At 42.1% G+C, this 14,631-nt stretch carries 9 protein-coding genes; 2 read left to right on the top strand and 7 right to left on the bottom strand.

Features of this window, described 5'->3' with window-relative positions:
* Positions 1 to 419: 419 nt before the first annotated feature.
* From QYZ87_06125 to QYZ87_06095, 7 genes are all read right to left on the bottom strand, one after another.
* Positions 420 to 2,984: a hypothetical protein gene (locus QYZ87_06125; GenBank protein MDN4754104.1), complete on the bottom strand. Its 2,565-nt coding sequence runs from the start codon at positions 2,982 to 2,984 to the stop codon at positions 420 to 422.
* Between the two features lie 43 nt (positions 2,985 to 3,027).
* Positions 3,028 to 3,849 carry a GLPGLI family protein gene (locus QYZ87_06120; GenBank protein MDN4754103.1) on the bottom strand — a complete coding sequence of 274 codons (822 nt, stop codon included), beginning with the start codon at positions 3,847 to 3,849 and terminating at the stop codon, positions 3,028 to 3,030.
* Between the two features lie 560 nt (positions 3,850 to 4,409).
* Positions 4,410 to 5,513: a redox-regulated ATPase YchF gene (gene ychF / locus QYZ87_06115; GenBank protein MDN4754102.1), complete on the bottom strand. Its 1,104-nt coding sequence runs from the start codon at positions 5,511 to 5,513 to the stop codon at positions 4,410 to 4,412.
* Positions 5,514 to 5,536: 23 nt separating this feature from the next.
* Positions 5,537 to 8,044, bottom strand: a complete 2,508-nt coding sequence (gene lon, locus QYZ87_06110) for an endopeptidase La (protein MDN4754101.1) — start codon at positions 8,042 to 8,044, stop codon at positions 5,537 to 5,539.
* A gap of 41 nt (positions 8,045 to 8,085) precedes the next feature.
* A complete protein-coding gene (locus QYZ87_06105) occupies positions 8,086 to 9,099 on the bottom strand; it encodes a 3-dehydroquinate synthase family protein (protein MDN4754100.1) in 1,014 nt (337 codons plus the stop codon).
* A gap of 1 nt (position 9,100) precedes the next feature.
* The gene (gene alaS / locus QYZ87_06100; GenBank protein MDN4754099.1) at positions 9,101 to 11,725 is read right to left on the bottom strand and encodes an alanine--tRNA ligase; all 2,625 of its coding nucleotides are present in this window, start codon (positions 11,723 to 11,725) and stop codon (positions 9,101 to 9,103) included.
* Positions 11,726 to 12,242: 517 nt separating this feature from the next.
* Positions 12,243 to 13,199, bottom strand: coding sequence for a capsular polysaccharide synthesis protein (locus QYZ87_06095; GenBank protein ID MDN4754098.1), 957 nt, complete (start codon positions 13,197 to 13,199; stop codon positions 12,243 to 12,245).
* Positions 13,200 to 13,668: 469 nt separating this feature from the next.
* Here QYZ87_06095 and rplM point away from each other — a divergent pair, with 469 nt between their 5' ends.
* A complete protein-coding gene (gene rplM, locus QYZ87_06090) occupies positions 13,669 to 14,124 on the top strand; it encodes a 50S ribosomal protein L13 (GenBank protein MDN4754097.1) in 456 nt (151 codons plus the stop codon).
* A 16-nt stretch (positions 14,125 to 14,140) separates the two neighbouring features.
* Positions 14,141 to 14,527 carry a 30S ribosomal protein S9 gene (gene rpsI, locus QYZ87_06085; GenBank protein MDN4754096.1) on the top strand — a complete coding sequence of 129 codons (387 nt, stop codon included), beginning with the start codon at positions 14,141 to 14,143 and terminating at the stop codon, positions 14,525 to 14,527.
* Positions 14,528 to 14,631: the final 104 nt, after the last annotated feature.

The following is a 14,631-nucleotide window of genomic DNA, read 5'->3' as shown; positions in this document are numbered from 1 at the left end:
TATTTTGTTAATTTTATTTCTTTAGGGTTTATGAGTGGGCTCCGAATATACCACTCCGCATGCTAAGCAAATTTACCAAATTAGCACCTTATCCCCAAAGATAATGGTTGCAGGCTACTTTTTTTTTAACATAAGTTCGGGCGAAGAAGAGGCAGAGATAGTTCAGAGATTATAAGAGAATGTCGGAAGTGCTGTTCTTGGTGAATTATTTACAAATCGACTTCGTACATGTAGGTGAGTGAGATTGTGAATATAGTTGATGATTTTTTAGTTATATGAAACAGAAATGCTTCTCATAACAAAAAATATTTTGTCCTATGAGAAGCATTTTTGTTTCATATAAGAAGAATACGTCCTCTCCCTTGGCCCCCATTTTCAGGGTAGTCCCTTTTGATTTGTCATTACCGCCTAGCCTAGATCTAAAAACTAAATGAAATCTTAGCTATGATCTCACGGCCTCTTAGGTTTGTGACAGAGGAACTCTCACGCATAGGGGTTAGCCACCGTCTTACATACTCGGTTGTCCCAAAAATGTTACGACACTCTAACTTCGCTTCATATTTTTTGTCTCGATAAGATATGGAGAGGTCGGATAGATAATTGTTGCTTATCGACTTATCTGGGCTGTGAAAGAAGTTATTTACCCACTCTATGGTCCATTTCCCTGGCATATAAAAGACTTTAAGATTGTGCTCGTATGAGACTATATTTGCTCTCTCCTTTTGCTCCTTAGCTCCCATGGATGAGTGATTGATAGAGCTGCTCAAATCAAATGAAAGATCCGATATAGGATGATAATAGGCGTTAAGAAGTAGTGAACCACGATTAGAGGTATAAGGCATTAGATCATTGCCTATTAGGATATGATAATTATGATGATTATAGTTGCCAAATAAAGAAAGGTTAAGAGTACTCCATCCTATGGCTTGGCTCATTCGTCCGGAGACATTATATCCATGACTATTATCTCTTAGGTCCGTTGCCTCTTGTATGTATGTAATATCACTGATGTTAGCTTTGTAGATGATGCTATTACGATTTTGGTAGTATGCAATGGTTAGATTAGAGAAAAAACTCTTGACGGGATTCTCATATTTAATGTTTCCTGAGATAGCTCTAGTGGTCAAGTGTTCTAGCTTTCCACTCCCTTTCATGATGGTGTTGTAATCTAGATAGAAGGGTATGGTTGATGCCACTTTGATATCTTGCGGAGTATTGTTTTGAGATAAGTTTGCCGAAAATGTGATTTTAGGAGTAGGCTCATAGGAGATACGGAGGTAGGGGTCAAAAAGGAAGTGAGAGCCACTATTTCCTGCTAGTTGTTGCTGAAGAAGGCTTGCTCTCATCTTAGTCGTGAGAGACCAAAGCCCTTTTCTATAATTTATGGAGGGTTCAATAAATTCAGTCCATGCCGAATAAGACTGTTTTTCTTTCGCATTGTTGCTAATCGTATGGCTAAGTTGCTGTGATTTATTTGTCACGCCTATCATATAGTCCATATTTAATCCCCATAGGCGATGCCCAAATGAAGCATAAGCCTCCCAGTCAAAGGCGTTTAATCCCATCTGTTGCCACTCCCCTGATACCAACAATAAGTCTCCAGGCAGATGGCTATACATCATTTGAGATACGACAGACCACTTATGACCATTTTTAGTTTTCTGTATGAGCTTCATGTCGTGCTCGATCCATTGATGCCGTGAGGTTATGTGAGGCTCTATCTTTTGACTATTCAAGTAGGATATACCAGTCGAGCGAATGAGGTCGGCATATCCTTTGAGTTTGGTATTAAAGAAGCCACCACTCTTATTTACTTCATATTTTACCTCTAGATTACCCTCAGCGGTACGATTCTTTGCTGCAATATCTTCCGTGATGGTTTCCCCATGCCCTACTTGCAGATATTTAGTCTGTCTGCTTTGGTTGACCATGCTCTTATCCATATAACCATGTAGCTGGATGCGTAGGTCATTTCCTCCCTTTGTGCGAAATAGCCAGTTGGATGTTCCTAAATAACTATCATTGAACCGATACCTCTCGTAAGCGACCCCCGATGTCCTCAGTCTAATTTCTGATAGCAGTCCCTCTTCTTTCGGAAGAGAACGCTCCGCTGTTGCTAATTGTCTGATGTCAAACTTTGCATCCTCTCCGATATTATTCGTTTTTACCATGGAGATGCTCTGCATCTTTGGAGCGAAGAACATCACCATAGCGCGTGAATCTCTGAGGAATTTTGCTCTTTTCTGCACTTTTGAGCCTATGCCTAGATTAATGACACCCTGCCACACGCTCTTGGCATCATCACTTAGTATAATATTAAGGGCTGCTTGATCGCTAAAGCTAACATTTTGGAGGACTTGGATAGGTTGATGATTCTTATACACCTCTATTTTTTTGACCTTCGAGGCATCAATATTATTACTGGCTATATTATACCTATTGCCGAGAAGGTCCATACCTTCGATATAAAACTTATTGATGCTCTTCCCCTGAAATTTTATGGTCCCATCCGTTTTTACCTCTACGCCGGGAAGTTTAGCTAGAACGTCTGAAATCTTTAGATCCTGCTTATGTCTAAAAGCACTGGCTTGATAGCTCAGCGTATCACCTCTCTGCTCTATCTTACTAGCTTTTACCGTCACTTCATTTAGTTCTATGGCTGTTTCCTTAAGAGTGATGACGCTCCCATTCTTCCACTCAGCTATTGGGGTCGTGAGTGTCTCCCATCCTAATAGGCGCCAAGAGATGTCTGTGGCATCTCGCTCAGATGGGTAGCTGACTACAAACTGCCCATTACTCTCAGATGTGGCGTAAGCGATAGGTTTCTGTTGTGCATCTCTGACGAGTACCAATACCTGAGGGATAGGCCTCTGGTCTTTATCTAATACTGTCCCCTCTATCTTTAGCATTTGACTATATCCGATGAGGGGTAGGAATACTGAGAGTAGGAATAATAATCTGGGAGAAAATCTTATCTTATCCATGAGCAGGAGTGAACATTAATATGAAAAAATATTCTTTGAGTTATTAGTTATCCAGAAAAAGAGCTGTTTGGGGTTTATATTTTATAGGGTTCCCATTGGCATCCCAAGATTGGGTGGCATCTAAACCATATTGTTTCATATAGCCGACAAAATCCTTTTTTGCTCTCCTAATTAATTCCATTAACTCTTGTCGTGTACATGAGACATGTTTTTTTAGTGTAGGGGTAAATAATAGTTTACCCTTCCCCTTTTGAATACCAACGCATTCGAATGAGAAGTCTCCTGTTGAGTCCTCCGCTCTTAATATTAATCCTGGCAATCCCGAGAGCTTCCATGGCCCTGCATCTACAGGGATGGAAAGGGTATAGTATGCTTTCCATTGGCGACCTCGATAGTCACATTCAGCAGCTATACAAGGGTAGCCCACGATACTAAGGGTATCACTCAGCAACCGCCATTGGGGCTGTTCGATATCCTCTTCATACGTGTAATATGTCATCGACTTGTGGGTAGAGGTGAGTTTGCCTGGTTTAGGGAAGTTTATAAAGAATCGGTCTACAAATTTTGGACTGGGGTATTTATATATCTCACTTAGAAATTCATCACGTGAGACGCCTGCCCTTGTTAGACTATCAACTACAAACTCTTTCCGATTCACTATGGGTGAAAAAAAGTTACGACGAACGGCACCTACCTCTAGGATAGTTTTCTCTTCTTGTGGTCTTTTTTGCTCTTCATAAGTTTTGAACTTAGTGATATACCATACCTTTAGTTGAAGCGTATCCTGTTGAGCCTTGACTACATTATCTGAGAGTAGCGTCAGAAAAATAACGAGAAGGCATAAGTCGATCCTATGATTATTCATGTCAATATAATACTAAAATAACGGTTCAAGTGTGTACCCAATTCATGAGTCACAAATAATAAAAACAGTAATCAAAGTGCAGACGTTTGTGAAAACTTTTTTATGAAAATAAAATTTCAAATCAAACAATGTGTTTTTCTGCAGAAAAAGAGTAAGAATACGTATGTTACTCCTACTTAATTGTAAATATATATAAATGTTTGTAAAAAACAATAAAACGTAATATTTTAGTGATCTTTGATTTAGGTGTTTTTTGTTAGAAATGATTGGGAGTGAGTGGATCGAATATGACAGGAATACTATTATTGCTCGTAAATATGACGGAGTATTCTATAAAGGTGAAGATATAAGTTACATCACTTTCTTAAATATTGGTAGAAGGGAAGTATATTAAATGATCAGACTTAGAAGAATAAGTATGCGTTTATTATTTTGTTTTATCGGATGCCAATATTTTTTGATAGACCTGTTGAGAGGTATAGTAGGAGGATTAATTGAAAGAGGCAAGGTTTCACAACTTGAAACCTTGCCTCTATTATTTCTCAAACTAATAGGATGTGTTATACATTGAAACGGAAGTGCATGATGTCGCCATCTTGGACCACATACTCCTTTCCTTCGATGCTTAGCTTTCCTGCTTCTTTGACAGCTTGCTCCGAACCGTAGTGAATGTAATCATCGTATTTGATGACCTCGGCACGGATGAACCCTTTTTCGAAATCGGTATGAATGACACCAGCAGTCTGCGGTGCTTTCCATCCTTTCGTATAGGTCCATGCCCTCACTTCTTGTACTCCAGCAGTGAAGAAAGTCTCAAGGTTTAGGAGTGCGTATGCCGAGCGAATGAGCCTAGAGACTCCACTTTCAGTGAGTCCTGCAGCCTCTAAAAATTCCTGTCGCTCTTCATACGTTTCCAATTCTGCGATTTCGCTTTCAGTCTGAGCTGCGATGATTAGTATCTCCGCATTCTCATCTTTGATCGCCTCACGGACCGCTTCAACGTATTGGTTGCCTGTAGCGGCACTTCCCTCATCCACATTGCATACATATAGGATAGGCTTTGCGGTCAGTAGGAATAATTCACGAGCGGATTTCCTTTCATCCTCTGTCTCGAAAGAGACGGTACGCGCAGAGCGTCCTTGCTCTAGAGCATCCTTGTAAGCCTTCAGTACATTAAATAGTATTTTGGCATTCTGATCACCACCAGTTTTTGCTTGTTTCTCCACCTTGGATATTCTCGACTCGATGGTGTCAAGGTCCTTCAGTTGCAGCTCCATGTCGATGACCTCCTTGTCCCTTACAGGGTCAATCGTCCCATCTACGTGGGTGATGTTATCGTCATCAAAGCATCGGAGCACGTGGATAATGGCATCTGTCTCTCTGATATTTCCTAGAAACTGATTGCCTAGCCCTTCACCTTTTGAGGCCCCCTTTACTAAGCCTGCTATATCAACAATCTCCACCGTTGTCGGAACGATACGATGGGGATTGACTAGCTCAGCCAACTTATTCAGTCGCTCATCTGGAACTGTAATGACGCCGACATTTGGCTCAATGGTACAGAAAGGAAAGTTTGCTGACTGAGCTTTCGCATTGGACAAGCAGTTAAATAGAGTGGATTTTCCGACGTTGGGAAGTCCCACGATACCGCATTTAAGTGCCATATATTATATCTTTTTTATTTATTTTATTTATCCGAGGAATTATCTTTCACTCTGATGGAAAGATCAATAGGGTTTTCTACCTTAGTCTTCGTCAGGGCCACATCAATCACATCCTTAATGTCGGATACGTAAGTGAAGTTAAGACCTTTCAGATACACCTCTTTAATCTCCTCGATGTCTTTTCTATTTTCTTCGCACAGGATAATGGTCGTAATGCCATATCTTTTTGCTGCGAGTATCTTTTCTTTGATCCCTCCTACAGGAAGCACCTTGCCACGAAGGGTTATCTCACCAGTCATGGCGATATTCGCCTTCACTTTCCTTTGGGTAAAAGTAGATATTAGCGACGTTACCAAGGTAATCCCTGCACTTGGTCCATCCTTTGGAATAGCTCCTTCGGGGACGTGGATATGTACATTCCATTGATCGAAAATCTCTACTGGAATGTCGTATAGAGCAGCGTGGCTCTTGATATACTCTAGAGCCAGTATCGCTGACTCTTTCATGACGTCACCTAGATTACCAGTGATAGTCATCTTGCCATTCTTGGAAGGGCTAATAGCACTCTCTATTAGGAGAATCTCTCCACCAACACTGGTCCACGCTAAGCCAGTTACGACTCCTGCATGTTTATTTCCTTCGTACTGCTCGCTGATGAAGATAGGTGACCCCAGATACTCCTTTAGGTCGCTCGGATTAATGGATAGTGGCAATTTTATCGCCTCGTCACCATCCATAGAGGTCGCTATCTTATGAGCTACCTTTCTTAGGACAGCTGCAATCTTCTTCTCCAACTGACGGACACCACTTTCACGAGTGTAATTGTCAATGATGGCCGCAATCGTTTTCTTGCCAATTCGGACTTGAGACTTCTCTAGACCGTGGTTCTCCAACTCCTTTGGTAGCAAGTGACGAGCAGCAATTTCCACCTTCTCCTCCTGAATATATCCACTGACCTCAATCATCTCCATTCTATCTCGTAGAGGAGCTGGAATGGCTGCTACATTATTGGCTGTCGCAATGAATAGAGCTTTGCTTAAATCAAAATCTACATCTAAGTAGTTGTCATGAAAGGTACTATTTTGCTCTGGATCCAAGACCTCTAGAAGAGCACTCGATGGGTCTCCCTTATAGTCGCTAGCTAACTTATCTATCTCATCAAGAACAAAGACAGGATTAGAAGATCCTGCTTTGAGGAATCCCTTGATAATACGTCCTGGCATCGCCCCTATGTAAGTACGGCGATGTCCTCTTATTTCTGCCTCGTCGTGAAGGCCTCCTAGGGAAATCCTAACGTATTTGCGTTTCAGGGCATCAGCAATGCTTTTACCCAGCGATGTCTTTCCCACTCCAGGAGGGCCATATAAGCAGATAATAGGAGAACGCATATCTCCCTTCAATTTCAATACGGCTAGGTGTTCTACGATTCTTTCTTTCACCTTATCTAGTCCAAAGTGATCTCGATCTAAGACCTTTTGGGCATTCTTAAGGTTGAAGTTGTCCTTAGTATATTCATTCCAAGGCAACTCAAGCATCGTTTCAAGGTACTGGACTTGGATGGAATAATCAGGACTTTGCTGCATCATGCGTTGGAGCTTGTTCAGCTCCTTTTCGAATACAGCTTTTACCTCTTTGCTCCACTTCTTCTTTTTGGCTTTAGCCTCAAGTTCGTTGTATTCCCCATCCTCATTACTTGAGAGCTCCTCCTTAATAACCCTCATTTGTTGCTGGAGAAAGTACTCTTTTTGCTGCTTATCCATGTCACTCTTCGTACGGAGTTGGATCTCATGACGCAGTTCAGCCATGGATACAGCTTGGTTAGCGATCTTTTGGATCTGATAGGCTCTTTGCTTTAGTGAGTCCACCATCAGCAAACCAATCTTAGATTCAATAGACTGGCCGAGATAGACACATGCAAAGTTGATGATACTCTCCTCTCTAGTCATTCTCATCACGGAGGTGATGAATTGTTTTGGAGCCTCGCCCAAAAGCATCATCTGCTTTACTAGCGTTTCCTTAATTATGGTCGCAAGAGCCTTGTATTCCATGTCGGATTCTGTGGGGCGTTCCTCTGGCTTCAGGTCATACACCCCAGATAAGAATGGTTCTGAGGCTGTTAGTGAAATTAGCTCAGCTCTCTCCTTCCCTTGAATAATGATGGTGATTAGTTCGTCATTGACTTCCATGACACGAATCACCTCAGCAATGGTCCCAATCTTTACGAGGTCATCAAAGCCCGGGTCTTCGGTTTCTGGCTCTTTCTGCACCACTACCATGACATGCTTATTATCTACACTATCTAGGTAGTCTATGAGCCTTTTGCTTTTTTCCCTAGCCACCATGACGGGCACGGTTACGCCTGGGTATAGCAGCATATCTCTAAGTGGCAGTACCGGTAGTACTGCTGGTATCTTAGAGGGATCTATTTCGTAATTTGAGTTATCCCCATCTTCGGGAATCACAACAGGCATCATCGCTGTGATAACGCCGTTGTCCTCATCAATATCATTCATAAAAAAGTCGTATTTCATCTTCTTCCTCACTGTAGCTAACCTTCTTTAGTGTTGCTCTTTTACATAAAATCTTGGTAGAAGTCTAGTGCTTCGTCCCATTCTTCTCTTGATATCCCTTCGACGACCGTAGGCTCTCCTACAGCTGTCAGTAATACCATCGTAAGTCCATCCTTCCCAGAGATTTTCTTATCACCCTTGGCTAGCTGCCATAGCTGATCGTACTTTCTGCAGGATAAACTCACTTTAGGGAAAATCCCTTTAATATATCTCGCGACAGACGTTAAGGTCTTTTCTTCTAAGTCTAGACGCTTATATGACATGTATAGAGCAATAACTATGCCAGCTGCAACTCCCTCTCCATGGAGAAGCCTTTTCTCCTCTCCAAAAGACATCGCTTCGAAGGCATGCCCTGCGGTATGTCCTAAGTTTAAGTACCTACGGACTCCGTGGTCATACGGGTCCTCGGCTACGATATTTAGTTTGTATTCAATACATTTACTGATCACTTCTACAGGCAAGACCTCATTGTCAGTAATCTCAGAGAGTAAAGGGGGACCTTGTAGCAATCCGTATTTTAGTAGTTCGCCCCAGCCTGATCTCATTTCTTCGGGAGGTAAGGTCTCTAGGAAGTCGAGACAGATCAACTGTTCTTCCGCTTCATAGAAAGTCCCTATTTGGTTCTTTTTACCACCAAAGTTTATCGCAGTCTTACCTCCGATAGCGGCATCTATCATGGCTAAGAGCGTGGTGGGGATGTGTACTAACCGCATCCCTCTCATGTATGTACTAGCGATAAAAGCTCCTAGGTCACAGATGGCACCACCCCCCAAGGTCACGAGGCAGTCATGCCTATCATATTGAAGGTCTTGTAGTGTGCTCCATAGATGCTGTGCCACTTCAATATCCTTACATTCATCTCCCTGAGGTACGCAGAGCAGATCTATATCTTCTCTGCCCACCTTCGGGTAACAAAGCTCCATAGTTTGCTCATCCACAAGGAGAGCTACCTTGCCTTCACTTGTAAGTTGCTGTAAAACAGCTTCGATATCTTCGGTCTCTAGTATTTTTATCACTTTATAGAGCTAATAGTTCTAATACTTTTTCCATGGCATTTGGTAGCCCCTCAGGATTTTTTCCACCTGCTGTAGCAAAGTTCGGCTGTCCTCCGCCTCCTCCCTGTATGAGCTTACCTGCCTCTCTTACGAGCTGTCCTGCGTTCTGCCCTTGCTCTACGAGGCTATCACTAATCATGAGCGTCAGTACGGCTTTGCCATTCTCAACACTGCCAGCTATATAGACAAAAGGTTGTGCCTTCATCCGTGGACGTATCGCAAAAGCAATATCTTTGGCCATCGAAGCGGATATATTATTCTGTAGTTTGAAGATGGTGACCCCATTTCGCTCTACTCCTTGGCTCATGAGCTCATTAACGATATGTTGCTTTTGCATATCTTGTGCCTCTTTCAGTTCTTTTCGGAGAGCTGCATCTTCGTCCTGGAGTTTTTGTACCGCCTTGATGAGATCTGGTGTGTTCTGGAAGATCCCTTGAAGTTCGAATAATGTGTCTTCGAGGTTATATATGTATTGGTCAGCTGCGGCACCTGTGACTGCCTCTATTCTCCTAATGCCAGCCGCAATGGAACTTTCAGATATGATTCTAAAGGATCCTATCACCCCTGTAGCTGGTACGTGAGTTCCACCGCACAGCTCTATAGAGTCGCCATACTTGATGACACGTACCTCTTCGCCATACTTTTCGCCAAAGAAAGCCATCGCACCCATTGCTTTCGCTTTATCTAGGGGGATTGCACGATTCTCTTCACGAGCCGTATTTGCTCTGATGGCCTCATTAACTTTCGTTTCTACTTCTCTAAGCTCCTCTCTACTCATCTTAGAGAAATGACTGAAGTCAAATCTGAGCACTTCTTCAGAGACATATGATCCCTTCTGCTCCACATGCAGACCCAATACTTCTCTAAGAGCATGGTGAAGAAGGTGAGTGGCAGAGTGATTAGCTTCTGTGGCTAGTCTCTTCTTGACATTAATCTTTGCGGTGAAGGTCTGGCTAGGATCTTCGGGAAGCTTTTCGATGATACATATCGGCAAGTTATTTTCCTTGATCGTATCAATGACCTTGACTTCTTCCCCATTATCGAGGCCTACCAAAGAGCCCTGGTCGCCTACTTGACCACCACCTTCTGGATAGAAAGGTGACTTTGAAAGCACCACTTGGTAGATCTTGCTCTTTTTCTTCTCCACTTCTCGGTAACGTAGAATCTCCGTCTCATTCTCGGTGAAGTCATATCCCGTGAATGCCCCCTCGCCAGAGTGAATGGTTACCCAGTCCCCAGCCGAAACTTGAGCAGCACTTCTGGCACGCTCTTTCTGTTTCTGCATCTCAATGGCAAATCCTTCGAGATCAGCTTCCAGTCCCTGCTCCTTGAGTATCAGTTCTGTAAGGTCGGTCGGGAATCCGTAAGTATCATAGAGGTCGAAGACAACTTTCCCTGAGAGGGTTTTCTCTCCATCCTTTAATTGCTCCACATGCTCTCTGAGTAGCTGAATGCCTGTCTCTAGAGTACGCAGGAATGAGGACTCCTCCTGTTGGATGACTCTAGTGATAATGTCCTTTTGTGCTTTAAGCTCAGGGTAATGTCCTCCCATCGAATCTATAAGAGTCGGGATCAGTCGATACATGAATGGTTCGTGGTACCCTAAGAATGTGTAGCCATAACGAACCGCACGGCGTAGGATACGACGGATTACATATCCAGCCTTGGCATTACTTGGCAATTGACCATCAGTGATGCTAAAGGCAATAGTGCGAACGTGGTCAGCTATAACTCGCATCGCTATATCCTGTTCCTCAGTATCACCATATTTGACATGCGACATCTCTGAGATCTTACCGATTAGAGGGGTAAAGACATCAGTGTCATAGTTGCTTCTCTTATCTTGGAGTGCCATGCAGATACGCTCCAGACCCATACCAGTGTCAATGACCTTGTTAGGGAGCGAGTCCAATGTGCCGTCTGCCTTACGGTTATATTGCATGAAGACAAGGTTCCAGATCTCCACCACCTGTGGGTGATCTTTATTGATAAGATCTTTGCCATCTACTATCTTACGCTCTTCGTCAGTTCTCAGGTCGATGTGGATTTCAGAGCAAGGGCCACAAGGTCCTTGATCTCCCATCTCCCAGAAATTATCCTTTTTATTTCCACCGATGATCCGATCTGGCTCAATTAAGGTAGACCAATAACCCTCAGCTTCTGAGTCCTTTTCCAAGCCTTCTGCTGGATAACCCTCAAATATGGTTACGTAAAGCCTATCTTTTGGGAGTTTGTAAACCTCTGTTAGTAATTCCCAAGCCCATGTGATGGCCTCTTTCTTGAAGTAATCTCCAAAACTCCAATTTCCAAGCATCTCAAACATTGTGTGGTGGTAAGTATCGTGACCTACCTCCTCTAAGTCATTGTGCTTGCCACTTACTCGCAGACACTTTTGGCTGTTTGCGACACGTGAATATTTGATAGGGGCATTCCCTAAAATTATATCTTTGAATTGATTCATCCCTGCATTGGTGAACATCAATGTAGGGTCATCCTTGATTACCATTGGGGCAGATGGGACAATGTGATGTCCTTTGGATTCAAAAAAATCCAAGAACATTGCCCTTATTTCATTAACTGTTAGCATAGTCATTCAATCGCTTAAGCGTACAATAAATCAGCTACAAAGGTACCCAAATTCCGCCATACACTACACAATTTATTGTGTTCCCCAAGTAACGCATCTATATCTTATTAAAGTATTTGGTGCGTTGATTTTCGTTTGAAGCTTTTTTATGCAATTATGAGTCGAAACATCTTAACACAAAAAAGGACAAATAGGATGTTTGATTAACGTGATCATATAGACTCTCTTTAGATATTATGAGAAGAATTAATTTTAGTCATATCAAAGAGAAGTTTTTCTCATAGGATATTTTTGTGCGGTACAGTACGCTTTTGCTGCTGAATACTTAAAGTTTATCTCAAGGCTTATAAATAAGACATTTAGGGCTGATTCTCAGAGGAGAAAATCAGCCCTTCCTATTTTGCTCTGTGTAGTTGCTCCCCAAGAAACTATTTATACACTTATTATAATCGTATACTTTTAAGAATTACAAGGCATAGAAGTTTCTATGGGGTGGTGAATCTGTGATTGTTATATGTTATGAGCGTCCTTTAGGTTTTCTTGTGGTAGAAGTCTCTTCGTTTATTTCAGCTAATGCTTCATATAGCTTATCCATCTTTTTTGGGGGGAAGTATGACATCTTGTGGATGCTAGTTAGGTTAGTAGCATCCTTATATGTATAGTAGGGGTAATAGCTATATATTTTCGTCTGTATGATATGTGGTATGCAGTCATTGACGTTCGGGCATCGAATGTCAGACAAAGGCCCCTCTACCAATTGGGTGTATAGAATCTGGAAGAAATAGTAATTGATGATTTTATTCTCATGCTCCCAGTAATAAAGCAGTAAATCTTGGATAGTCCTGGTCATTACGCTTCCTTGCTTTGCAAAAATAGCACTGTTCAGGAGTCTTATCTTAAAGTCTTTGTGCCAGCAGAAATACCTTAGAAACTCATGTTCCCAATAGTCCTTATGCTCCTCCTCATCTGATCTTTCGTGCATAAAGTAATCCATCTGAGTGTATTTATCTGGGAGTTTTCCTGTGAGTAATATGGTGGCATCTAACCAAACCCCTCCGTAAGTGGTGAGTAGAGAGACTCGTAGGAGGTCGGAGAAGAAGGTTCTATTGAACGGAGATTTGTTTTTGACTTTTTCGTACGTAAAGTCGGGAAGATCCAGGTATTCCTTGACCGTCTCATCAGAGAGCCTGATAACCTCGTATTCTCCCTTATATTTATCTACAGAGTCGAAGCATATTCTTACGACCTCAGGTAGAGCCTCCCTATCTGTCACTCCTTGTCCCCAGTATTGCCATATTATCTTTTTTCCCTGCAAGGGCTTCTTGGGTGCAAAATCCCATTTCTTTATCTGTCCCGAAAAGTATTTTTTGATGACAGGATCCCAGTAGTTCGCTACTTTTTGGTGTCGTTTTATGTAGCGTTTGATTCTTATTTGCTTGACAAATTCTATTCTAGAGAGCAGCTTCCATCTCATATTTGAAGTTTGTGCTAAATGTTATTATATGCCAGTTTTATTCCTCTTAAGGCACCACAAACTTAACATTTTTAGCTCTCTATATCCATTGAAGATCGATTTGTAAGGTTTTTTTTTGATGTCGTTTTATTGCAAGGATGGGGATTGGTCTTATTTTTTTTGAAAACTTTCTCTTGCACCTAAAGATGTGCTAAATGCCTCTTTCCTTTTGATCATTATGATGAGCAGAAAATGTGTGTACTAAACGATTAGTAGTGAAAGAGTTTTGGCTACATCAAAAAGATTAGCTAAATTTGCACGCCGATTATTATCAAGTATAGAGGCCTAGATTTAGTGTCGCCAGGTGGTACCCAGCCCCGCATTCCAAGGGGGCAATGATTAGCACATTAAAAACGCCAACTGGCTTAGTGACAGGATATTTATGGCTTGGAATTTGATTGTATAACAATATAACTAACACAATAATTACGTGGATACTTTAAGTTATAAAACCGTCTCTGCAAATAAGGCAACAGTAGAGAAGGAATGGGTGGTGGTAGATGCTACTGGTCACTCGCTCGGACGCCTTGCTAGTGAAATTGCGAAGATTCTTCGCGGCAAGCATAAGGCTTGCTTTACTCCTCATGTGGATTGTGGTGATAATGTAATCGTCATCAATGCTGAAAAGGCTATTTTGACAGGTTCAAAAGCAACTAGTCGCGTATATCTCAGCTTTACTGGATATCCAGGTGGTCAGAGAGAAATGACTCCTGCACGCTTAGTTGACGTACGTGGATGGGATGCTCTTTACCGTAAAGTGGTGAGGGGGATGCTTCCTAAGAATAAGTTGGGAGCTGCTCTTTTGAATAACCTTTATGTTTATGAAGGTAGTGAACACAAGCATGAGGCTCAGAAGCCACGTGCGATTGAACTGAAAACCATCTAAGAGATATTAAGATTACATGGAAATTACAAACGCATTAGGTAGAAGAAAAGCTGCTGTCGCACGTGTGTATGTGCGTGCAGGTAGTGGTAAGATTACTATCAATAAGAAGGATATTAACGAATTCTTCCCAAATCCTCTGTTACGTTTTGTGGTTAAGCAACCACTAGCGACACTTGGTGTTGAGGATAAATATGATATAACAATTAATCTTAATGGTGGCGGATACTCTGGCCAGAGCGAAGCTGCTCGTCTAGGTATCGCACGTGCATTAGTTAAGATTAATCCTGAGGATAAGGCTGCTCTACGTGCTGAAGGATTTATGACTCGTGACTCTCGTGTCGTTGAGCGTAAGAAACCAGGTCAGCCAGGTGCTCGCCGTAAATTCCAGTTCTCTAAGCGTTAATCCGCTCAATGAGTTTTGGAATAATAGATGTAAAAAACGTTTAGTATCTAAGCTGAACAGATGGGAGTCCATGTGGACATTCCTCTACTGTCCATGCTGAGTGA

The organism is Porphyromonadaceae bacterium W3.11, assembly GCA_030434245.1.
Classification (GTDB): domain Bacteria; phylum Bacteroidota; class Bacteroidia; order Bacteroidales; family Porphyromonadaceae; genus Porphyromonas_A.
Note: the sequence above shows the minus strand (reverse complement) of the source record. Positions and strands in the feature narration are given on the sequence as shown.